This window comes from Dyadobacter sp. 3J3 (genome assembly GCF_009801115.1).
Lineage (GTDB): Bacteria > Bacteroidota > Bacteroidia > Cytophagales > Spirosomataceae > Dyadobacter.
Window position 1 is genome coordinate 143,270 of record NZ_VTOL01000012.1, and the last position, 22,886, is coordinate 166,155.

14 protein-coding genes and 1 riboswitch are annotated in these 22,886 nt (G+C 39.9%); of the genes, 5 read left to right on the top strand and 9 right to left on the bottom strand.

The features are described 5' to 3' along the window. Window positions 1-559 precede the first annotated feature (559 nt). From FZF08_RS23870 to FZF08_RS23880, 3 genes are all read left to right on the top strand, one after another. Window positions 560-1,375, top strand: coding sequence for a hypothetical protein (locus tag FZF08_RS23870; RefSeq protein WP_159474544.1), 816 nt, complete (start codon window positions 560-562; stop codon window positions 1,373-1,375). A 165-nt stretch (window positions 1,376-1,540) separates the two neighbouring features. After that, window positions 1,541-4,039 carry a T9SS type A sorting domain-containing protein gene (locus FZF08_RS23875; RefSeq protein WP_159474546.1) on the top strand — a complete coding sequence of 833 codons (2,499 nt, stop codon included), beginning with the start codon at window positions 1,541-1,543 and terminating at the stop codon, window positions 4,037-4,039. Window positions 4,040-4,340: 301 nt separating this feature from the next. Further along, a complete protein-coding gene (locus FZF08_RS23880) occupies window positions 4,341-5,870 on the top strand; it encodes a malate:quinone oxidoreductase (RefSeq protein WP_159474548.1) in 1,530 nt (509 codons plus the stop codon). Between the two features lie 82 nt (window positions 5,871-5,952). Here FZF08_RS23880 and FZF08_RS23885 read toward each other — a convergent pair whose 3' ends face one another. Then, window positions 5,953-8,082 carry a HAMP domain-containing sensor histidine kinase gene (locus FZF08_RS23885; protein ID WP_159474550.1) on the bottom strand — a complete coding sequence of 710 codons (2,130 nt, stop codon included), beginning with the start codon at window positions 8,080-8,082 and terminating at the stop codon, window positions 5,953-5,955. A 464-nt stretch (window positions 8,083-8,546) separates the two neighbouring features. On the opposite strand from FZF08_RS23885, the gene FZF08_RS23890 reads away from it, so the two are divergent. Both FZF08_RS23890 and FZF08_RS23895 read left to right on the top strand, forming a co-directional pair. Then, window positions 8,547-11,471 carry a TonB-dependent receptor gene (locus tag FZF08_RS23890; RefSeq protein ID WP_159474552.1) on the top strand — a complete coding sequence of 975 codons (2,925 nt, stop codon included), beginning with the start codon at window positions 8,547-8,549 and terminating at the stop codon, window positions 11,469-11,471. Window positions 11,472-11,763: 292 nt separating this feature from the next. Beyond that, entirely contained in the window at window positions 11,764-14,556 is a 2,793-nt protein-coding gene (locus tag FZF08_RS23895; protein ID WP_159474554.1) for a TonB-dependent receptor, read from the top strand. A 69-nt stretch (window positions 14,557-14,625) separates the two neighbouring features. Here the strand turns inward: FZF08_RS23895 and FZF08_RS32220 are convergent, their stop codons facing one another. The 8 genes from FZF08_RS32220 to FZF08_RS23935 all read right to left on the bottom strand — a co-directional run bounded on the left by FZF08_RS32220 (window position 14,626) and on the right by FZF08_RS23935 (window position 22,882). Further along, window positions 14,626-15,546: a bifunctional helix-turn-helix transcriptional regulator/GNAT family N-acetyltransferase gene (locus tag FZF08_RS32220; RefSeq protein WP_200837158.1), complete on the bottom strand. Its 921-nt coding sequence runs from the start codon at window positions 15,544-15,546 to the stop codon at window positions 14,626-14,628. Then, window positions 15,543-16,043: a GNAT family N-acetyltransferase gene (locus FZF08_RS23905; RefSeq protein WP_159474556.1), complete on the bottom strand. Its 501-nt coding sequence runs from the start codon at window positions 16,041-16,043 to the stop codon at window positions 15,543-15,545. The genes FZF08_RS32220 and FZF08_RS23905 overlap by 4 nt, the downstream gene beginning before the upstream one ends. A gap of 171 nt (window positions 16,044-16,214) precedes the next feature. Next, window positions 16,215-16,493, bottom strand: coding sequence for a hypothetical protein (locus tag FZF08_RS23910; protein ID WP_159474559.1), 279 nt, complete (start codon window positions 16,491-16,493; stop codon window positions 16,215-16,217). Between the two features lie 195 nt (window positions 16,494-16,688). After that, window positions 16,689-17,879 carry a cysteine desulfurase family protein gene (locus FZF08_RS23915; RefSeq protein ID WP_159474562.1) on the bottom strand — a complete coding sequence of 397 codons (1,191 nt, stop codon included), beginning with the start codon at window positions 17,877-17,879 and terminating at the stop codon, window positions 16,689-16,691. A gap of 41 nt (window positions 17,880-17,920) precedes the next feature. Continuing rightward, complete coding sequence (locus FZF08_RS23920) at window positions 17,921-19,165, bottom strand: peroxiredoxin (RefSeq protein WP_159474565.1); 1,245 nt, start codon at window positions 19,163-19,165, stop codon at window positions 17,921-17,923. Window positions 19,166-19,322: 157 nt separating this feature from the next. Then, window positions 19,323-19,415: riboswitch (SAM riboswitch) on the bottom strand. Between the two features lie 89 nt (window positions 19,416-19,504). After that, window positions 19,505-20,350 (bottom strand): sugar phosphate isomerase/epimerase, encoded by an 846-nt coding sequence (locus tag FZF08_RS23925; protein WP_159474568.1) that lies wholly within the window; start codon window positions 20,348-20,350, stop codon window positions 19,505-19,507. 39 nt (window positions 20,351-20,389) lie between these two features. Then, on the bottom strand, window positions 20,390-21,559 hold the full coding sequence (locus FZF08_RS23930; RefSeq protein ID WP_159474571.1) for a VCBS repeat-containing protein: 1,170 nt from the start codon (window positions 21,557-21,559) through the stop codon (window positions 20,390-20,392). A 69-nt stretch (window positions 21,560-21,628) separates the two neighbouring features. Then, on the bottom strand, window positions 21,629-22,882 hold the full coding sequence (locus FZF08_RS23935) for a DUF6786 family protein (protein WP_159474574.1): 1,254 nt from the start codon (window positions 22,880-22,882) through the stop codon (window positions 21,629-21,631). Window positions 22,883-22,886 lie beyond the last annotated feature (4 nt).

The following is a 22,886-nucleotide window of genomic DNA, read 5'->3' on the forward strand; positions in this document are numbered from 1 at the left end:
CTAAGCAGGTGAATTAAACTGCTCCGAATTAATTCTAATTGACACCCCTAACTGATATCAACAAAGTTATTGATATCATCCGGGTATTGTTTTTATTATAGAAATCCTCCTCTATCAGCCTTGCAAGAAAAGGCCTATATTAATGGCTGGTGGTGTAAAGGCTGCCAGCTTATATCTATCCTCATAATGACGGAACAGTAATATACTACTACCTATATCCATCTATACACACACAATAACATTTTGATTTCATTGCATTTAATAAAATCAAAATGTATTTTTACAAAGATTTATATACCCTCCTTACTCAAAAATTAATGAAACCACTTTACAATCCCACCTTTGCAAATCTTTCCAAATATTGTGAAAGATTTTATGTATCCGGCAGTTCTTTAAAAATAAAGACCATTTTAAAGTCAAGCCCCTATTCCCTGTTTTTGGAACACACTCCTCCCAAAAGTGTATTTCATCTCTGTCTAATAACAGACAGATCAAGGAATAGAATTTAATAAAAAATCCTTTTTCTCATTCTATTTTATCCAAACACACACATTGGTATATGAAATATCTGTGCACCAGAAGTGGTATACTTCTTCTATTTTATTGCTATTTACTTCCTCTTTCCGGCATTTCGCAGCATTTGAAATTAGCTGTACAGGATTTCTCCAAAAACAACTACGAGTCGGTTTCTGATAACTCAACGCTGACCAAAGGCCAGATCAAGTGTTTTTCAGGTACAGGTGTCCTGACTGATCTCATCATTGATGGCGGTACTCTATTAATTACCGGAAAAGTAAAAATTAAAAAACTGACAATGATTAAAGGTAACATTATTGTTGCCAAAAAGGCATCAGCAACCTTCCCGGCACTTGAATTTAATGGAAACACATCTTTGGAAAATTATGGATCTGTTACATTTACGGGTAATGTTTCCTTAAATCGTACACACAATTATATAGCCAACAATGGCCTCGATTCCAGAATGAACTGGGGTTCGTCACACTTTAATTTTGGCGGTAAAAAATCCATTTTTATCAACAACGGTACTACAGACATTGGAACGTTTGTAATGAATTCCAAAAATGGGAAAATATTTTTGGGACCCAACTCGCTTACCAATGTTGTAAATCTGGTGAATAACTACAAAAACAGAATTTACGTCATGAAAGGAATAGCTAAACTTAGCCAGGCAGGTTTGGCTCAATTAACGCAATCGCTCACCAATAGCTCTAACCTGATTGTCTGTCCAGGCCCGCACTCGGATATCCGCAATGTTTCTATTTCTTCCGGTGGGTACGGCCATGCCAATGTCATGGAAAAAGGTTGCACCTCTTTTCCTTCAATGTCTAGTCATATCTTAACGTCTTACAAGTAACTGACTTAACCGCAATATTTACTATCAACTATTTATCCGTTAAATAAGTTACCGCCTTTGTATTTGCAAATTGACATAAAGCTTCTTAGTTTTGTCCTAAATTTTATTTATTACAGTATCTTAATTTCATACCTCTCTATATCTTACTCAACTTAAAAACCTACTGTGGGAAAACTATCTCTACAAATTTTTCTTTATTTAATCTTTTTTACAACAATTTGCAACGGACAAGTCACAGTTACTTATCCCGCCAACCGAATCGTTTTCCAAAGAGATAATTCCAATCAGGCCTCCGTAGTTATCGCAGGTTATTTTGCCGGTTGCGCAGATCGTATTGAAGCACGATTTGTTCCAAGAGAAACGGGGCAAGGTACAGCTACTCCAGCAGGGGGCGGATGGGCAACCGTGCAGGAAAATCCCCGAGGTGGTAATTTCTATGGTTCTATGGCCGTTAGCGGTGGCTGGTATAAGTTGGAAGTCAGAGTAATTGTCGACAATTCTGTAACTGTAACCACTACGGTTGAACGTGTGGGTATAGGGGAAGTTTTTGTAGTAGCCGGTCAATCCAATGCAACGGGTGGTGATGGAAATGCCAATGGTCCTGGAGCTACCGATGACAGAGTGAGCAGCGTTAATTTTCAAAATTACAACGCCGCAAATTCTCCCACCATTGCACCCTATTCCGCAATTAACTTGCCTTGTCCTGAATATGTTCATTTGGATGATCTCACAAAAACATCTCCTTTTGGAAATTATGCCTGGTGCTGGGGTGCCTTTGGAGACAGTCTGGTAAAAAAGATACAGGTTCCGGTTATGATTTTCAATGCCGGCTGGTCCAGTACAGGTGTTAGAAACTGGAAGGAATCTGTTCCTGTAAATGCTTTAACGATAAGTGATTTTGGCTTTCAGTTTCCTGCCGGATTACCTTTTGGACACGTAAGAATTACTCTGAATAATTACATAGCTCAATTGGGTGTACGGGCCATTCTGTGGCACCAGGGAGAAACTGACAATTTGGTAAGCCGTACCCGCGAAGATTATTTGTCTGACATTCGGGATGTAGTAAAGGCTACAAGGGATTTGTCCGGAAAAAACAATCTGGCCTGGGTTGTATCGAGAGTTTCGCGCTTCAATGTGGATGGAAGCACGCGAACCTGGCAGCCTGTTATTGATGCCCAGAATGACCTAATTGGTCTGGGAAGTCATGGTAATGATTTGAATTATAAAATGGCCAACGTATTTCCTGGACCGGAAACAGATAACTATTACGATCTTACTTACCGAAATAGTGACCAGGTTCACTTTACAGGTAATGGACTTTTACATTTAGCCGGATGGTGGACCGAGAAACTGGATGCCGATTTTTTCAAAAACTCAACGCCATATCCAGCGACGCCGCCGCCAAATGTTTCAGTTCTCAGGACAGAAACAGCAAGTGTTGTTTTTCAGGCTCCTTCTGGTTTACAAACATATGACTGGCTTTCCAGCGACAATTGTAATACCAGTCTTGCCAATAGTCAGCAGTGGGCTATTGCTGCCGGAGATTATCAGCTAAAAACTACGGATGTATTTAACAATGTAGTTTTGTCTCCTAGAATCCGGGTTCCATTAAGCATTTCACCCGCTTCCATTGCCGGAAATCTGGATATGAGCCAGCAGATTATCACCAGTAATGTTAATAATCTACTTGTAAACGATTGCAGAATTCTAGGCAAAATAACGCCCGTCGCCAATTCTTCTATGATCACCCAAACTATAACTGCAAAAACGTTTATAGATGGTTCTGTTCAATCTTATCAAAATTCCCCTTACGTTCAAAGGCATTTTGACGTTAAACTGGAACCTGTAAATAGCACTCCTGCTGCCAGAGTAACTTTATATTTCCCTCAAAGTGATTTTGACGCGTTCAATGCAGTAAGCAGCGTCGATATTCCTTCTAACTCCAATGATCAAACCGGAAAAAATAATCTCCGTGTCATCCAGTTTAGTGGAAGTCCCTCCGGAAATACTGGTGCGCAAAACAGTTATAGCGGTAGTCGTACAAAAATAACTCCGGCATCCGTGATCTGGAATACTACTTTAAATAGCTGGGAAGTCACTTTTGACATGACTAGCACCGGCGGATTTTTCATAGGGACCACTGACACGCCACTTCCTGTGACTTTAACATATTTCAAGGGAAATCCAGAAGGATCATCCGCTACGTTGGAATGGGAAACAAGTACAGAAACAAATTCGGCCTATTTTGAATTAGAACGCAGCACCGATGCAATCCATTTCACATCCATTACCAAGCAACTTGCCGCCGGAAACTCTGCGATCACCGAACAGTACAATTACCAGGATCTTTCTCTATCGGCGGGCATTTATTATTACCGCTTAAAACAGGTTGACCTGGACGATTCATACCATTACAGCCGTGTTATAAGCGTAAAAATGAGCGATAAATCATCAATCAGGCTCTTTCCAAATCCAGTGTCTGACCAAATGACAATTCAATCAGAAATTGAAATAAACTCAGTTGAAATCATAAATTCCTTTGGGTTGAAATTGCAATCTAATGTAGTGAATAAGAATTCCTTACAGCTGGACATGAGCAAATTCCCTTCCGGCCTGTATATTATCAGGGTCAATAAGGAAACTTTTAAAATAATCAAGAAGTAAGTTCAACTTGGTCTATTTTTGGTGACTTAAAATATTGGAAAATAAAAAATGTTGCCAGAAACCTTCTGGCAACATTTTTTATTTTGTTATTGATTAAATACCCAAAACTAAAATCAGACAAATAAATGGTACGAAGCAAGGTTTTTATTGATCGATAATAAGAACTTTTAGTTTTTAGGTCAATTTATTTTTTCAATTGGCTTATTTTGGAAACAATTAATACAAGCACTATTGTTCATTATAGAGATTTTGGATTTTTCCGGGCTTATGGCCTTAATGAACTATAATTCTTTCTTACACAATGCGTACCAAAAAGTCTATAAAATCAATTACTCCCGATGTTGTTCTGATTGGAGCAGGCATCATGAGTGCAACGCTGGGGATTTTGCTTAAAAAGTTAAATCCGGCTTTTACAATCTCCATTTTTGAGCGATTGGACAGGGTTACCGCTGAAAGTTCTGATGCATGGAACAATGCAGGAACCGGACATTCTGCTTTTTGTGAATTGAATTATACACCACAAAAAGAAGACGGCTCCGTAGCTATCGACAAGGCAATTAAAATTGCTGAGTCATTTGAAGTGTCAAAAGAATTCTGGTCGTATCTGGTGGAAAATAAAATTGCCGGTGCACCTGAAGAATTCATTCGACATATTCCGCACATGAGCTTTGTTTGGGGTGAGGACAATGTTGACTATTTGAAAAAAAGATACGAAGCCCTGACAAAACATCATTTGTTTCAGGGAATGAAATATTCAGACAATTCCGCTGAAATAGAAAACTGGGTTCCTTTAATTATGGATGGCAGGGATCCGGCTGAAGCAGTTGCCGCAACTCGTATGGATTTGGGTACGGATGTAAATTTTGGCGCTTTAACCAGAGCCATATTCAACTATCTGGAAACTCAGGAAGGTGTTAATCTGTATCTGAATCATGAAGTGGACGATTTCAAACATGAATCCGATGGTTCTTGGACAATCGCCGTTAAAGATCTGTCGACCCGCACAACAGAGAAGCTGCGCACGCCTTTCGTATTTATCGGAGCAGGTGGTGGTTCTTTACCTCTTTTGGAAAAATCAGGCATACCTGAGGGAAAAGGATTTGGAGGTTTTCCGGTAAGTGGTCAATGGCTGGTTTGCAACAATCCTGAAATCATTGAACGCCACCAGGCAAAAGTGTACGGAAAAGCAGCTGTTGGTTCTCCACCGATGTCGGTTCCACATTTGGACACACGCGTTATTGATGGTAAAAAAGCGTTATTGTTTGGTCCGTATGCTGGCTTTTCAACAAAATTCCTGAAAAACGGATCATACCTGGACCTTCCCCGTTCTATTAAATTTAATAATATCAAGCCCATGCTGGCCGCTGGTATTCACAATATACCTTTGACAAAATACCTGATCGATCAGGTAAGACAGTCACCGGAAGACCGGCTTGCGGCATTAAGAGAATATATGCCTCAGGCGCGTATGGAAGACTGGGAGCTTGAAAAGGCTGGTCAGCGTGTACAGGTTATCAAAAAAGATAAAAAAGAAGGTGGAGTTCTGGAATTTGGAACAGAGATGGTGACTGCTTCGGATGGTTCTCTTGCAGCTTTGTTGGGTGCGTCTCCTGGTGCATCTACTTCGGTTTCCATTATGCTTGAACTGATCCAGCGTTGTTTTAAAGATCAGGCGGCGACGCCGCAATGGAAACAACAGCTTCAAAAACTGATTCCTTCTTTTGGAAATTCATTAGCGACAGATGTCAGGCTTGCTGCCAAAACCCGTGACTGGACTACTCAGGTTTTGAAACTTAGTGCTTCAAAAAAGGAACAGGAAATTCTGGCATAATCGAATTATAGAACATTATAAAAAGTAAAAGCGGATTGTGAAAATAATCCGCTTTTACTTTTTTAGTATGCCAACAAAAAAACTAAACTATCGCAGACGAAGACAAGGTAAAAGCTGATTTTTCTTTGGCCGCTGGTAATTCCAGGTAAAAAGTTGTGCCCTTATCCACATCACTTTCAAACCATATTTTACCGCCATGCGCTTCTATGATTTGTTTTGAAATGGAAAGCCCCAGTCCAAATGGTTGCTCTCCGGAAGTTCCAACTCTTTTAGCACCGGAATAAGCATCAAATATCCTATCTTTTAATTCATCGGGGATTCCTATTCCATGATCTTTAACGGATAGCTCTATTTTCTGATCTCGTTCCAATAATTTCACCGCAATAACGGATCCTAATGGACTGAATTTTATGGCATTAATGATCAAATTGCTTAAAACGCGCCAAATCTTTTCCTTATCCGCCAAAACCAGCACATCTGCTTCTATGGCCAGCGTTACTTTCTGATCCTTTTCATCGGCCTTGAATTTTAATTGTTCAACACAATCATGCAGCAGGATCCGCATATCCACAACATCCTTTTTCATCTCCTCCGGCCGGTAATTAAAATTAGCCGTCAGCAGATCATTAATCATTTCAATTGAATGCAGGCTTGATGTTTTCAGCAATTTTGCCAACTCCAGGTGTTCTGTTGAAAAGTCGACCTCTTCCAGCAAAATAGAGGATATTGAAAATATGGCTCCAATTGGATTTCTTAAATCATGCGCCACTACCTTTAATATCCTGTCTTTATCCTTATTGCTTTGCCGCAGATCATCCAGTGTTTGTTCAAGTTGTTTATTCTGAAATGTAATTTGCTTGTTCAGTTTTGTAAGTGCAGCTACATTCAGTTTTGAGCTTTTCCAGTTTTGTAACAACAGCAGTAAAATTGCAATAGCCATTAATGAAAAAAGCAGCGTGGCGTATAAATAATTTTTCTTTAGATTATTTTCTTTACTTAGAAGTGTATAGTTATATTGCTGTTCAAGACGTTGAAACTCTTTTTCCACATCTGCGTTAACCAGCTTTTTGTTTTCAAGATCCATGGAATCTTTCAAAAACATATAATGCTGCAAAGCAATATAGGCCTGCTCGGGTTTTCCAATTTTATCATAATACTGCCAGTTCAGTTTGTTGAGGCCGGTTTCAGCATATAAATTATAAGTTGTATCCAGCGAAGCTTTTAACTGCCGGGCTATTTCCTGTGACCCTTCCAGGTTTCCTTTAACAATATACAATTCTCCCAGTTTGATCATAGAAATCTGAGCATCTGCAATATCAAATCCTTTCTTCCGGTTTGTAGCAATGCTTTTCTTTAACAACCTCTCCGCAGCAAGCGTGTCTCCTTTCTTGTAATATCCCTCCGCCTGATTCCCATAAACAACAGCCTGCGCCATTTCTATGTAATCTTTTCGCTCTGGAAATTTATTGCCTTCTTCATTGAGAAATGCCAAAGCCTTATCGGTATAAATCAACGAGCTGTCCGTCTTGCTATACTTGCTGTAACTCAGTGCAATGTTGGCAAGTAATTCCTGACGCAGGGCAAAATTTCGAAAATCTTTTGTACAGTAATCAGCGTCTTCAAAACACTGCTTAAAATTATTCACTGCTTCCGAGTACTTGGCCTGCTTATAACTCACCATCCCCAACCGGTAAGTATACTCACTGACCGCACACGGATCCATGATCGTTTGCGCAATTATTTTTCCACGATAATAAAACTGGTATGCATCATTATACCGCTTGATTTTAAAAAGAAGGTCACCCTTTTGAAATAAGGCTGTGGAATATTCTCTGGTGTACTTTTTCTTTAATTCTTCTGTCGATAAAATAAGAAATATACTATCGAGCTGTAAAATCCCCTTGTAATGATTTCCTGTTTTGGGGTAATAATCCTGACCTTTAAAACTGTGTTTTCTTATCTCATCCCCAATTCCGGGATCATCTATAACCTGATAAGCAGAATCAAAAAAAGCCAAAGCCTCTTCTGTTTCTCCTTTGTCCATCATACGCTTGGCCTGCTCCCGGATCATATCTACGTAAGCGGTATGATCGGTCTTTTCCGAATCCGAATTTTCACAGGAATTTAAACTGAACAACGCCACGATCACCGCAACGATATTACCTCTCCTTTTTATCAGCAAAATAGATCTGAAGAGACAAAATATGACCATTTTTTAACGTTGACGATGAGACTATTATAAAAAAATATGCTTTGATCAGGGAATCCCGAAATTACTTTATTACCAGTACATTAAAAAGCGCTGTCAAGAATTTAGGCAATATTTATACCGCAAAAAGAGAAAAGAATTTTCTTCTATGATCTTCTCGTTCATATCCATATGATTGATAATATATAACAAATTCTTAGTTTTATTAATTTGTAACTTTTATCACAAAAATTACAAATATCACTTCTGTTAATGATTATTTAAGCATCACATTAATCACTACAAGTATCTCTTTATCAACAAATTAAAACAACAAAAAAAATCACTTTCAGAACTTCAATAACGAATCAATAAGGAAACCCGTTACTTAGAATTTTTATATTTCTTTATTTAAAATTTGAACTTATCAAAAACTGAATTACTTTTGTCTACTAAATCGATAGAGAATATAATAATATCCCAATTCCATGAAAGCATTGTTACTTTTAAAAAGAATTATCCTCATTACGCTTTTAGCATTTCCCCTGCTGACCTTTGGTCAGGGAAATAATTTTATCGAAATCTCTGGAAAAATCATTGACAAAGATGATAAGACGGCCCTTCCGGGTGTCAGCGTGCTGATAAAAGGAACTGTGGCAGGAACCATAACCGACAGCGACGGAAGTTTTAAACTACGCTCCAAAGCAAAATATCCCTTCACCTTAGTCATTTCAAGTATAGGATTTAAAACGCAGGAATTTGAAGTCCAAAATCCTGGTTCCAATATTAATATTGAACTGGTAACACAAACTCAGCTTGCACAGGAAATTGTGGTAACAGCCTCCCGTGTTGAAGAAAGCATCCTGAAATCGCCTGTTGCAATCGCCAAACTGGACATCCGCGCGATACGCGATTCACCATCTCCTTCATTTTATGACGCATTGGAAAACGTTAAAGGCGTGCAAATGACTACTTCAAGTCTTACCTTTAAAATACCGAATACGCGCGGGTTTAATATTCCAAGTAATTACCGTTTCATGCAGCTGGTAGATGGTATTGACATGCAGGCAGCTACTTTGGGCGTTCCGCTTGGAAATGCTATCGGGCCGACGGAACTGGATATTGCCAGTGTGGAAATCACTCCGGGAGCAGCATCGGCACTTTATGGATTGAATGCTATTAACGGTATGTCCAACTTGTTAACAAAAAGTCCATTCTTTTACCAGGGTTTAAGCGTTTATCAAAAAACCGGGGTTAATCACGTTGGCGGAACCGGACGCGAGGCGAGTATGCTGACGGAAACTGCCCTACGTTATGCAAAAGCTTTCAACAATAAATTTGCCTTCAAAGTCAATTTCAGCTACATGCGCGGAACAGATTGGCTGGCTGATACACGCCAGGATCAAAATCCGAATAACCTGAAAAGTGCAAATCCATCGTTTCCTGCTTTAAACGGAGCGAATAATGCTGCCTATGATGGCTGGAATAAATATGGTGATGACGTACTTGCCGGAAGTAACACGGTTTCGGTGAGTGGTTTGAATATTAACGGAAAACCAAATCAGACGTTGAACGTAGCGCGAACAGGATACTGGGAAAGGGATTTGGTGAACCCCAATGTGGATAACCTTAAATTTGACGCTGCGCTTCATTACCGGATCAGTGATAAGGTGGAACTTTCTTATAGCTACAGGATTGGAAAAATGGATGGTGTTTTCCAACGTGGGAATAAAATCCAGCTCGACAACGTGATTATTCAAAATCATAAAGTTGAATTAAAAGGAGCTGATTTTTTGGTTCGAGCCTATACTTCTTCTGAAAATTCGGGAGATTCTTACAATGTGAAACCTCTTGCCGACAACATGGACCTTTCCACAGGCGGAAGCGGAACGGTTTGGGGCGCGGCTTACAAATCGGCACTGACACAATATGCTACAAATAATGGCGGCGGCCTGACAGACGCTAACCTGGCAGCAGCAACGGCCTATGCTCGCGGCATTGCAGATGCGAACCGCGCAGTACCGGGTACAAAGGCATTTAATGACCAGAAAGCACTGATTATTGGTATCAACAACTGGGATATAAAATCCGCCCAAATTCCGGATGCTCCGGTTTCAGGTGGTGCTGCACTGGTGCAAAGAAGTCATTTATATCACGTGGAAGGACAATGGGATCTTTCAAAATATACCAAAGTTTTTGACATGTTGATCGGCGGTGATGCCCGTTTGTACGAAATCACACCGGACGGAAACAGCTTTGTAGATTTTTCCCGCCCAATCGCGGATCGTGGAAAACCTTTGGAAAATGGCAGTTACGGTAAAAATATTGCCTATAAAAAAATCGGAGCGTTTACACAGTTGACCAAAACTGTTTTCGATGAGAAACTAAAAATATTCGGTTCACTTCGTTTTGATTATAATCCGGAATTCAAACCAATCCTGACACCTCGTATTGCTGCGGTTTACTCGCCCGACAAAAGCAATAATTTCCGGTTTACCTATCAGCAGGGATATCGCTTCCCTGGATTATTTGAAGCGCTGTCTTATGTTAACAATGGCCGTGTAAAACGTGTGGGAAGTCTTCCTTACATCAACGAAGGACTGGGATATCTGGATAATAGCTACACCCGCGCTTCCGGAGTTGTATTTAATGCGGCGGTTAATGCAGCCGTAGCCGGTGGTGCAACACGTAACGACGCCGCTTTGGCCAACAGAAATTTACTGGTGAAAGCGCAGCTTGACAAAGGTCGTCCGGAAGGAATTCACTCCTATGAGTTCGGATACAAAAGCGTATTCCTGAACAATACTTTGGTACTCGATTTTGATGCCTACACCAATACTTATGATGGATTTTTAGGCCAGGTTCAGGTGGATGTTCCCCGTGGACAAACCGTTGGATCAGATGCGGCAGTTTTGGCTATGCTGGATGCCAACAGGGATTCACAAGATAGGTATCGTGTGTATACCAATGCAAAAAATAAATACACCAACTATGGTTCGGCGTTGGGCATTACTTACAACTTCTTTAAAGGATACACAGTTTCAGGAAATACCAGCTTCAACAAAATAAAATCAAATGCAACAGCTGATATTTTTGTTACAGGATTTAACACACCGGAACTGACTACGAACATCCAGTTTGGAAATCGTCAGATTACGAAAAACCTGGGTTTCAGCGTTGTTCACAGATGGCAGAAAAAATTCCTTTGGGAAAGTCCTTTGGTTAATGGTTACGTTCGTGCGATCCATACTTTTGATGCGCAGGTAACTTACAAAGTGCCAACCATTAAAGGAACTGTGAAAGTAGGCGGAAGTGATATTTTCAATAATAATTACATTCAATACGCCGGAGGGCCAACACTCGGCGGTCTTTATTACGTTGCCATTACTTTTGATGGTTTGCTGAATAAGTAACAAGACAACTTAGCAAATAATACCAATACCTCAGGTGCAGAATTTTACAAAAATAACCTGCACCTGATATTTTTAACCCTCACTGCATATTTCCCGGTTTCCGGATATCTTCCATTTCTCTACGTTTCAAGGACTTCACACCTTCCTTAACAATCACGTTTCATTCATTTTTTAAATCAATTTAATCCAACATTTTAAAATTAAAATTTAATCTGTTTTGTTAAAGCATTTGACGCCGCAACAGTGATTTCTGACGGGAGGTCATTTCATTATTCATCAAACAAGTACCATTATGAAAAGTTTATTACTCTTTAAAAAACTGAAAGCCGCAATTTTTCTGTTTTTTTTATCTGTTAGTCTAAGTTTTGCCCAGTCTGTAATTCAGGGAACGGTGAAGGACGGACAGGAACTATTACCGGGTGCTTCCGTGTATGTTCAGGGACAAAGTTCCGGCGTAGTAACGGATGCACAAGGAGTTTATAAATTACCTTTATCCCCGGGAACTTACACCATCATTGCAAGTTTTACTGGCTTTGCACCAAACCAGAAAGTGGTAACACTCACAGGCGGACAGACACTTGAACTTGATTTCGATTTACAAATAACGTCCCTGAACGAACTTGTTGTACTGGGCTCACGCGGAGAACCACGCTCACAGCTTGATACCCCTGTGCCTGTGGATGTCATTGACGTACAAAGAATTGTCAAAGATGTGGGCCAGGTTTCCCTGAACCAGATTTTAAATTATGTAGCTCCTTCTTTCAATTCTAACACACAGGTACTGGGTGACGGAACCGATCACATTGATCCGGCTTCACTTCGTGGTTTGGGTCCGGATCAGGTTTTGGTTTTGATCAATGGAAAACGTCGCCATACCACTTCGCTGGTCAATATAAACGGGACTTTCGGAAAAGGATCGGTAGGTACTGATTTAAATGCTATTCCGACTTCTGCTATAAAAAAAATTGAAATTTTGAGAGATGGTGCGGCGGCCCAATACGGTTCTGACGCGATTGCCGGGGTCATCAATATTATCCTGGAAGACAACGTCAACCAGTTACGCGCCAATGTCACAACAGGTGGTTTTGTATCTAAAAATTCGGAAGGTACGATCGACGGTGAAAATGTGCAGGCGAATGTAAACTACGGTTTGGCATTGGGAACAAAAGGCGGATTTTTAAATCTGGCAGGATCTTTTGATTTCAGAAATCCGACAAACCGGATGAAAGAATTCACCGGTGTAATCTTTAGTGATTATAACAATCCGTCCCTCTACCCGAATCCTACCGGCGTTGATATTACCAATGCAGAATTGCAGCGACGTGGTATGACACGATCCGATTTTAATTCACGAATCGGCCAGGCATCCGGCCGCGGAGGTTCTTTTATGCTGAATAGTGTAATTCCTTTAAACGAAGGAGCAGAATTTTATGCCTTTGGCGGACTGAATTACAAAAGTGGTCAATCAGCCGCTTTCCGCCGTCAACCGGCTCAAATCACACAAAATATACAGGAAATTTATCCTCTGGGATATTTACCGTTGATTGGCACTGATAACTATGACCAGTCTTTTGCAACCGGGATCAGAGGAAAAGTTGGAAAATGGAATGCTGATTTCAGCAATACTTTCGGCCGCAACCAGATTGATTTTACAACTTCCAATTCTCTGAATGCTTCTTTATTAAAAGCATCGCCCACAACCTTTACAGATGGCGGGTACCGTTTCGCACAAAACACAACCAATATTGATCTGAACCGAAAATTTGATAATGTACTAAGTGGCCTTAATGTGGCATTTGGCGGAGAACATCGTTTTGAGAATTATAAAATCGTTGAAGGTGAAGAAAACTCCTATGCGGATTTTGGTCGGGCCATTAAAGTTGGTACAGATGGAGCCGGAAAAGATATCCTGATTCCGGATATTACAGGAAATTTACAGGTTCGCAGAGCACAAAACGGCAACCCTTATAGCGGAGGCGCACAGGCATTTCCTGGTTTCCGCCCCGAAAATGCGGTAAACGTTTCTCGTACTTCCGTTGCGGCTTACACGGATCTTGAACTGAATTTTACAGAAAAATGGCTTGTTGACGGTGCGTTGAGATTTGAAAATTATTCTGATTTCGGATCGACTTTAAACTGGAAAGTTTCTACCCGTTACAAACTTGGTGAAACCTGGGCTATTCGTGGAGCTGCCAGTACGGGTTTCCGTGCACCATCTTTGCACCAGCGCTATTTTAGTGCAACGTCAAGTTTGTTTATTGACGGACAAATTATTCAGTCAGGTACATTTACAAACGATAGCCGTCCCGCCCAACTACTTGGCATTCCTGCATTGAAACAGGAAACTTCCAAAAATTACAGTCTGGGAATAACAGGCAGCTTTGGCAATTTCAAACTTACCGTAGACGGATATTACGTGCGAATTAACAACCGTGTTATCTACACCGGAAATTTCACAGGAAGCAACAGTCCGACGGCTTCTGCGCAGGATAAAGAAATTTATCAGCTTTTAGATCAGGCAAACGCACAAACAGCACGTTTTTTTGCAAACGCAATTGATACCGAAACCAAAGGAATTGACGCGGTACTTACTTATTCAGAACGTCTGGGAAAAGGTCGTTTCCGTGCCGATCTTTCCGGGACTTTTGTAAAAACAAATGTGGTAGGCCCGGTAAAAGCATCGCCTTTACTGGCAGGAAAAGAAAATATTTATTTTGATAAAGCAAGCAGAACGTATTTCGAATCTGCGGTGCCGCGTATAAAAAGTAACTTAACGCTGAGTTATAATTTGAACAAATTCGGTGTATTTCTGAGAAATGTTTACTTTGGGCCTGTTAATGCAGCAACTAATGTAGATGCTGATGCTCAGACTTTTGGAGGGAAAGTTATTACGGATCTTTCTTTGAGTTATGACATTGTCAACAGTATTCGGCTAACGCTTGGGGCAAATAATTTGCTGGACATTTACCCTGACAAAACAATTGGCGGAAACACCGGAGCGGGCTATTTCCCTTATTCAAGAACCGGACAACAATTTGGTTTCAACGGAAGATTCCTGTTCGCCCGGGTATCATTTACGCTATAATGAGCCGTTAGCTTTTAGGATTTGGCGGTTAGTTTGGTCAGTTCAAACTGGTTGGCTAACCGCCCATTTTTATTTATACAATTCCATTTTCACATGTTCAATATTTTGTTCAACAAACAAATCACCGAACTTTGAGAATCCATTTTTCTCATAAAACTTAGCGGCTCTAACTTGTGCATGTAGATAGGCCCTCGCACCTTCTGGCAAATCTGACAGTAATGCCTGCACCAATGTACCCCCTACGCCACTTCCGCGGTAAGCATTCAATACTGCAAAACGTTCCAGTTTATACCCATCTTTGGTTTTTCTCCATCTCGCTGTTCCGGCAGGCAGATCATTTACCTTGGCCAGATAATGTGTTGCCACATCGTTCCCGTCTTCTTCCGCCGCGGCATCTACATTTTGATCGATCACGAAAACCTGGCGCCTGATCGCAAACGCCGTTTTCAAATCTTCCGGATTCGCTATTTTTGATACTTCAATTCTATCCTCTGACACTTTCCCTTCTTTTTTCTCTTCCATGATGGCAAGCGCTCTTTCCAAAAAACTTTTCTTTTTGAATGCCGCATCGACCTCATTAATGGCCAGCATGATATTGTTGGTCGTATCGGTAAGTTCGGTCATGGCGGCAATCATAATTCCCCAAACCGGTTTCATTTTGTCAATCAATTCCTCTGCTTTTGGAGTCAGCGAAATTAATCTTCTACGATCATCGGTTTTATCTTTTGTTGAACTGATCAGTTTTTCCTTTTCGAGCTCTTTCAGTAAACTGATTGTTGATGGATGTGCATAACCAATTTCGGCGGCAAGTTCACCGATACTTAGCGAGTTTTTTTGTTGTAAAGTGTAAATAACCGGAAACCATTTAGGCTCAAATTCAATGCCGTTTTCTTTATAAATCTGTAACCCATCTTTTCTCAAACGTTCACTTATTCGCTGTAAACGCGTAGAAAGTGCAAGGATTCCGGACTGATCTATGCTATTATTCATAATTTTTCAATCTCCAGATGATAAAAAACATTGTCGGCAGACATAATGGGAAACGTTGCCGGCAGATCTTTCTTTTCAATTTTTTCAAAATTGTTTCTTTCATAGAAACGCATTGCCGCCTGCAAAACATCGACCGTTCCCAGATAAAGATCTGTAATATTTTCTGACTTGCAGTACTGAATCAGAGTTTCAAGCAGTTTCTGCGCCAGACCATGTTCTTTACCCCGAAAATCTTTGTTCACAAACATTTTCCGGATCACGCCCTGTCCATTTCCGATACCGATCAACGCGATGGTACCAATTACTTTGTCATCATTAATTGCACCCCAGAAGTTACCTCCCGTAGCATGGTAATAATTTTCAATATCCAGCAAATCCGGCTGGTTTTGTAAGGTAATCGGGATACCAAATTCTAATTGTTGAATCGGAAGAATAAGATCTATTACCTGTGCAGCATGTGAATTTCCAATCTGGGTGATCTGATGTTGATTTGTCATAATTTTTAATTTATACACAAATATATGTAGTTGACTACATAATAACAAAAACGACTAAATTATTACTCAAATGAATTTCATTCATAGTAATAAGATCGGAATTTACAGATTCAACAGAAAGCAGATAGGAAAGGAAAATGACGGACAATTATTTGACGAGTGCAGGAATAATCAAAGCGAATAATACAGATCGCCTGAAACAGAGAATTGACCGGGGTTTATCTTTTCAACTGTAGATACATCCCGGTTTTTACGCATAAGCGCAACAACAGAATCTAGATCCATCATTTGAGAAACTTCCAGTGCAAGAACACCGACAAAATTTTTCCCTTTGACAATCAAATTAAGGTGTTTAATTTTTACTCCTTTCACCGATTCGATCAGCGAAGTTATTTTGTGAAGACTAAGACCTTTGCGGTATGCAATTTTAATCTGATACGTGTTTTTCATTTCGAAACCTGTTTATGATCATAGTAATTGGAAAACACTATTGCACTCATACTTAAACAAATACCTCGTTACAATGTAAGAAAATTATTAAATCAATCAAACCGCAAATTTGGATATTCACTGTTTTAGAAAAAATTTTAATCTTAATGATCCAAAACAGTGAATATATGCAAAAGCCGACTCAACCAACTTCCATCATTGGGCCCAGGCAAACAATTGCTGGGCACCAATTGACTCCTCAACTATATTATTATCAATCTCATAAATTTTCGAAATTGTGCTGACAATCCGGTCAATTTCTTCTGTTGTGTTGAATTTGCTAAAAGAAAAACGGACATTTTCCCTGTTATCTTCATGTTGAATAGCGGAGATCACATGTGAACCGCCGTTGCCTAAATTGGAACAGGCGCTACCACCGGACACGGCTATACCGAAAGTATCCAGGCTATTGACCAAACTTCCCGACTGCAAACAAGGGAAAGAAATATTCACAACCGAGCTAAGGCTTTTAGATGAAGACTTACTTTCGCCATTAAAACTGATCTCCGGTATTCCAATGTTTTCAAGCTGGGAAATTAATCTCTGTTTAAGTGCAGCTGTTTTTTTATGAATACGATCAAAATCACGGTAAGCGATTTCCAGTGCCTTGGCCAGACCAACAATTCCGATCACATTTTCGGTACCTCCTCTTTGTCCTTTTTCCTGTGCCCCTCCCAAAATAAATGGTTTCAGCTTATGTTTTTTATTGATATAAATAAATCCGACACCTTTTGGGCCATGAAATTTATGAGCCGACCCAACCAGAAAATCTGCTGGAAATTCTTTTAAATCAATTTTCACCTTACCAATCGTTTGTGTAGTATCGGTATGAAATACAGCATTGTATTTTTCCGCCAGTTTGTTAATCGCTTCGATATCGGTAATATTTCCAATCTCATTATTTGCATGCATCAAACTGATGAGCGATTGTGGGTTGGCCGCTAATAAATGTTCAAGATGATCAAGATCTATATTGCCTTTTTTGTCAAGCTTCACATAACTGATTTCAATATTGCCTTCTTTTTCCTGTTTCAACAAAGGCTGCAAAACCGCTTTATGTTCAATTTTACTTGTGATTGCATGTGTCAAATCATATTCCCTGACCGATTCTGACAAAGCGAGATTATTGGCTTCGGTAGCACCTGACACGAAAAATATTTCTTCGGATGATACTCCTAATAACCTGGCAATTGTATTTCTGGAATTGTCAATCATTTCCCGGACTTTCCGTCCAGCCCAATGACTTGATGATGGATTTCCAAAATTAGTTGTCAAATAAGGCAAAATTGCTTCAATCACCTCAGGATCAATGGCCGTCGTCGCAGCGCTATCACAATAAATTTCCATAATCTGGTTTTTAGTTTGTTATCTGTTTACTGAAAGAAAAGTTACGGCAGCGGCTCAGCGATCAGCTTTGCAAGATCTGTGTTCCATTTTTTGACATAGTCATCATAAAACTGTCCGGTTCCTTTTCCTGAAAATCCGGTATGGATTTCTTTCACTTTTCCATCACGGCCTATAATAATTGTTGTTGGAAAGGCAATGAATTCTTTGAGCGCAACCAATTTCCGGGCTACTTCATCTTTGTCATTTTTACCTGCAAAAAGTAAGTCGTACTGTATATCGTAGCGGGTCTTTAATTTGGTCAACGTGTGTTTTGCAAATTCGTAATCATCTTTTGCTTCAAATGCCAAACCGATGATCTCAACACCTTTACTTTTATTTTCTTTATACCAGGGCGCCATAAACGAAACCTGATCGATACAGTTCGGGCACCAGGTTCCCATTAATTCAATGATCACAACCTTTCCTTTGTATTTTTCATCACTCAGCGAAACCTGGTTTCCATTCAGATCCGGGAAAGTAAAATCCAGTTTTTCATAACCCGGTTTTAAGAAAGTAAGCGAATACGCGTCGGCAAGTGCTGCGTTGTCATCTTTAATTCCTTTGAATTTTGTAGCATTCGGTCCGAAACCGATGGCGCCTTCAATGGATTTTCCGTCAATAATTTTCCCGGTAACATACGAAGGACCTGATCCTGTAAAACCTGAAAGTAAAAATTCGTCTCCCTGAACATTTCCCTGCAATTCGCGACTATCGCCGGTAATTGACAAAATGATACCATTCAGTTTGTTTCCTTTTTGTTCAAAAACAGCCACACGATCCGCGACCGCTTTATCTGACTGAATTTTTACCACCCATTTTCCGGTAATATCTGCTGTTGGCTTAATCTCCTTACCTGGTTCAACAAAACGGTAATTTTTATTTGGTTGAGCCGTAAAAGGAATTGTTCTGTCTACACCAGGAACCAGACTCTTATGAACGCCAGTCATACTTCCATCACTTTCTATCTTTGCAAAAAAGGCCGCTTCAAACGTATTCATCGTCACCTGCAACGAATCTGTTGAGAAGTATTTAGCATTAAAATCATCACGACGATCACCGTTAATTGCCGTCAACACCAGTTGATTTCCGTCTTTCTTTTTCACTTCAAAATTAAAAGGAACATCTGTTTCTCCTACTTTGAAAACCCCACGCCAGATACCTTCTTTAATCTGCTTGCCCTGTGCATGAGCAGAAATGACAACCGTAGCCGTCAGAAAAATTGTCAATAATAAGCGATTGATTTTCATATGAGCTTGAACTTAATAATATAAAGTATATAATCTCTACCAGTTAACTATATAATAAGTTAAAAATTTAATTAAATCACTCTTTTTCAGAGTAATGACAACAAAATTCCCTTAACGTTGTATCTCGGGCAACAATTTGTATTCAGTGGATTCTAAAGATTTATCATTAGAATTAGGTTGGGGCACCTTATTAGTCATAGGTTGCCAGAAGATCATTGAGCCTAACCTCTCCCTTCGTTCTTTATAAATCTACTATTTTGATAGACAAAGTTCTATTATATTTTTTTCCTGTGCAAGCATTATCTTTTATTTTTTTTAAAGATTAATTTGAAGCATTTTTCACAGGTTTAAGGACCGAAGAAATTTCAGTCCATCGATGGCAATGGATTCCTTTGAAGGTTCCATTTTTCGCCATATTGAAGCAGCTTTGGCTATAATTTTAACATCAGGCGTGAAAGATTCAATTACGATATCGCCTGCATAATCGATTTTATCGAGTGCAACAAAAATCCTTTCCCAATTAATCTGGTCACCGCCAGGTGTACCTCTGTCACTGCCGGACGCATGTAAAAGTGCTAATTTGCTTCCTGCTTTCAGGATCGCCAATGCCGGATCCTTCTCTTCAATATTCATATGAAAAGCATCGAGATGGATACGAAGTGCGTCGCTGCCCACATCGCGGATCAGGGTCAGCGCCTGTTCACAAGTATTGATCAAATCCGTTTCGTAGCGGTTTAGCGGTTCAATGGCTAACTTGACATTTACCTTTTCAGCATCAGCGGCAAGTATCTGAAGATTTTTTACAACAGTAAGCCATTGTTTTGTCTTTTCTTCTTCCGGGACAAGATCGGCTCTTCCAACGGCAGAATAAATTGGTCCGGCAACGAGCGAACTTCCTAAAACAGGAGCTATATCAATGAGTTGTTTAATATATTCCAAAGACACCACCTGCTCTTTTCTATTTCCACGCAAATCCCTTCCGGGACCCGTTGCAGCACAAACAGAATGGCATTCCAAACCGTTATCGTCCAATGCTTTTTTTATCAAAACAGCATCAATATTCGCTGGATCTTCCACCGCAATTTCTACAAAATCAAAACCCCATTCTTTAAACTTTGGAAAAAAGCTTATGCTCTCATTCGTAAAAGGAGAGGAAAACAAATAGGTATTGATACCGAATTTCATGAATATTGAATTGAAAGTGTGTATTAAAGGTAGATGAAATTACTGTTTTTGCTGCTCAAAATAATGAACTCCTTTTTTATTTCCGATCACAAAATCCGGCAGACCATCCTTATTCATATCTTCTATTTCAATATGCAGACCTCCTCCTGCCTCATTATCAATTTTATGCGTAATCCAGGTCGGCGTTTTTCCGGGTTTAAATTCATACCAATACGTCACAGCTGCATCTTCCGCTCCCGGATCTCCTCCATTATGTGCATACCAGCGTTTTCCCGTAACCAGATCCGGGAACCCGTCACCATTTATATCTTTAAAGCCAAGTCCATGCGATTGAGAAAAATCTTTGGCAATTTCATGCTCTGTCCAGGATCCGTCTTTTCCCTGCTCATGCCACCAGATTCCGTAATTATGCGCCGAAGAGCTGATGATATCATTTAACCCATCCTGATTAACATCGTAAACATACATTTGTGCGCAATCCTGACTTAGCTTTGCCGGGTGAAATTTCCAGTTCGGTTTTTTAGGATCAGCCGAACCTTCCCACCACCCGTCTTTCACAAGAACATCTTTTTTCCCATCTCCGTTAATATCTCCATAACCCAGGCCGTGGGTATATTTATCGGTAGCAACTTTTTCATCGCTGCTGATTATGTTATTTTCCCATTCAGTATCACCCTTTTTTCTTGGCGGACTAAGCCAGATCACCTGCTTTTTCTGTGGATCATTCGCCAAAAGATCCAAACGGCCGTCTCCATCAATATCAACAAAAACCGGCGACTCATTTCCTATGGAAGGATGAATTACCCGAGCCGTCCACTGTCCCGTTTTATTTTTAGGATTTTCATACCAAACTGCCGGATTTCCTGCAATATCAATCCGTATCAAATCCACCCAGCCGTCCTGATTGACATCTGAGCTGAAATCCAGAAAGGAATCGCTGTATCCGTTTTTCCAGGAAAAAGCATTTACCGGCATAATTTCATGTTTTGTCCAATTTGGTGCTTCAAACCAGTAGGCACCGGAAAGAATATCTTTTTTACCATCCTTATTTACATCACCAATAGCGGCGCCTTCGGCAATAAAATCAGGCGTTACCTCATACTTTTTAAAAACACCGCTGGAAACTTTCTTTTGTGCCTCGGCTACAAAACCTCCTGCCAGCATGACCTGTGCGAAACAAAATAATTGAGCATACTTTACATATTTCATATTTTCAGGTAATTAAGTGGTCAGGAATGTTTTGTCAGGTTATTTTTATAAAGCAATGCGGGATGCGAATTATTTCAATGAAAACGTTTCTTCAACAGAATCAAGGTCGACACCCAAAACAGCTTTTGATATCTTGTTAAGATGCGCTTTTTGTCCTTCAAAATGAAAAGTACTATGCCGGTGAATCAACTTTTCATTTTTCTTTAATAACAATACATTTGAATTCGATTCCAGCTCATAAAACGGCCCCATTTGAGTGCCATCTTCCAGCGGACCATCGTTATAGGCGTTAAGCGCATCGCCGCCAAAAGGATCTTTATGCAGTTCCCAGGTGGATTTGAGGTATTCTCCTTTCGGTTCCAAATCATATAAAATGATTGTTAAAATACCTTTTTCAGCATCATAACTTCCCGCAGTATTCCTGGCAGACTTTGGCGACAAGCCTATTTTACTTCTGAATTTCCCATCAGCTTTCAAAAACACTGCAGAATCTTTAATGACCAGTCTGTCCTCCGGAATATTCCCAAAATAATTGGAAGTCAGCAACGGTTTCTCTGAATTGGCTTTTGAAAAAGGAGCTACAATCGTTGTTTTTGGTGATGGTTTAAACATACCCAAAATCCAGATACCCAAAGCTCCGGTTTGTTTTTTCCAATCTTCACCCAAATTGGTAACCGCGTTTTCAGAAGTATAACCAATGGTTTTTATATTTTCAAAATCCGGAACAGAAAGCAGATTCTTAATCTCAGCTTTGCTGATCATTTTAACCTGACGCTCAATTAAAAGGTCAAACTTTGTTCCGATGTTATTTTCCAGAACTGTTTTTTTCTTAAAACGTACCGAAGCAGCATCTGAGGAAACCACATCAAACGGCTCGGAATCGATTACCGCCGGAGTCTGCCAGTTTTCATAAACAAACGATTTTCCCTTTTTGAAATAAACAGAAAACTGACCGCCTTCGGGAGAAAACCAGAATCTATCTTCGCCTCCCAGTGCGTTAAAATGAGGTTTATTTTCACCGCTTTTGATAAGCTCATAATTCAGCCAGCCATAACTGTTTCCGGAATCTCCGGCAGCTGTACTCGTCATAACCCTACCCTGATAATCCGCAACAACGATAGCCTGTGATTTTTCATCATCAGGAGATTTCAAAACGATAACCTGTTTGTATTTTTTCAAAAAAGACAGGTCGTACCCAAAGGTACCTTCCTGGCTTGCTGTATTTTCTTCCACGTTATTTTCCTGCTTATTTTTCTTCTCCTGACAAGCCATGGCTTCCAGCATAATGATAATATAAATTGAAATTTGATTTTTCAGGATCATTTCA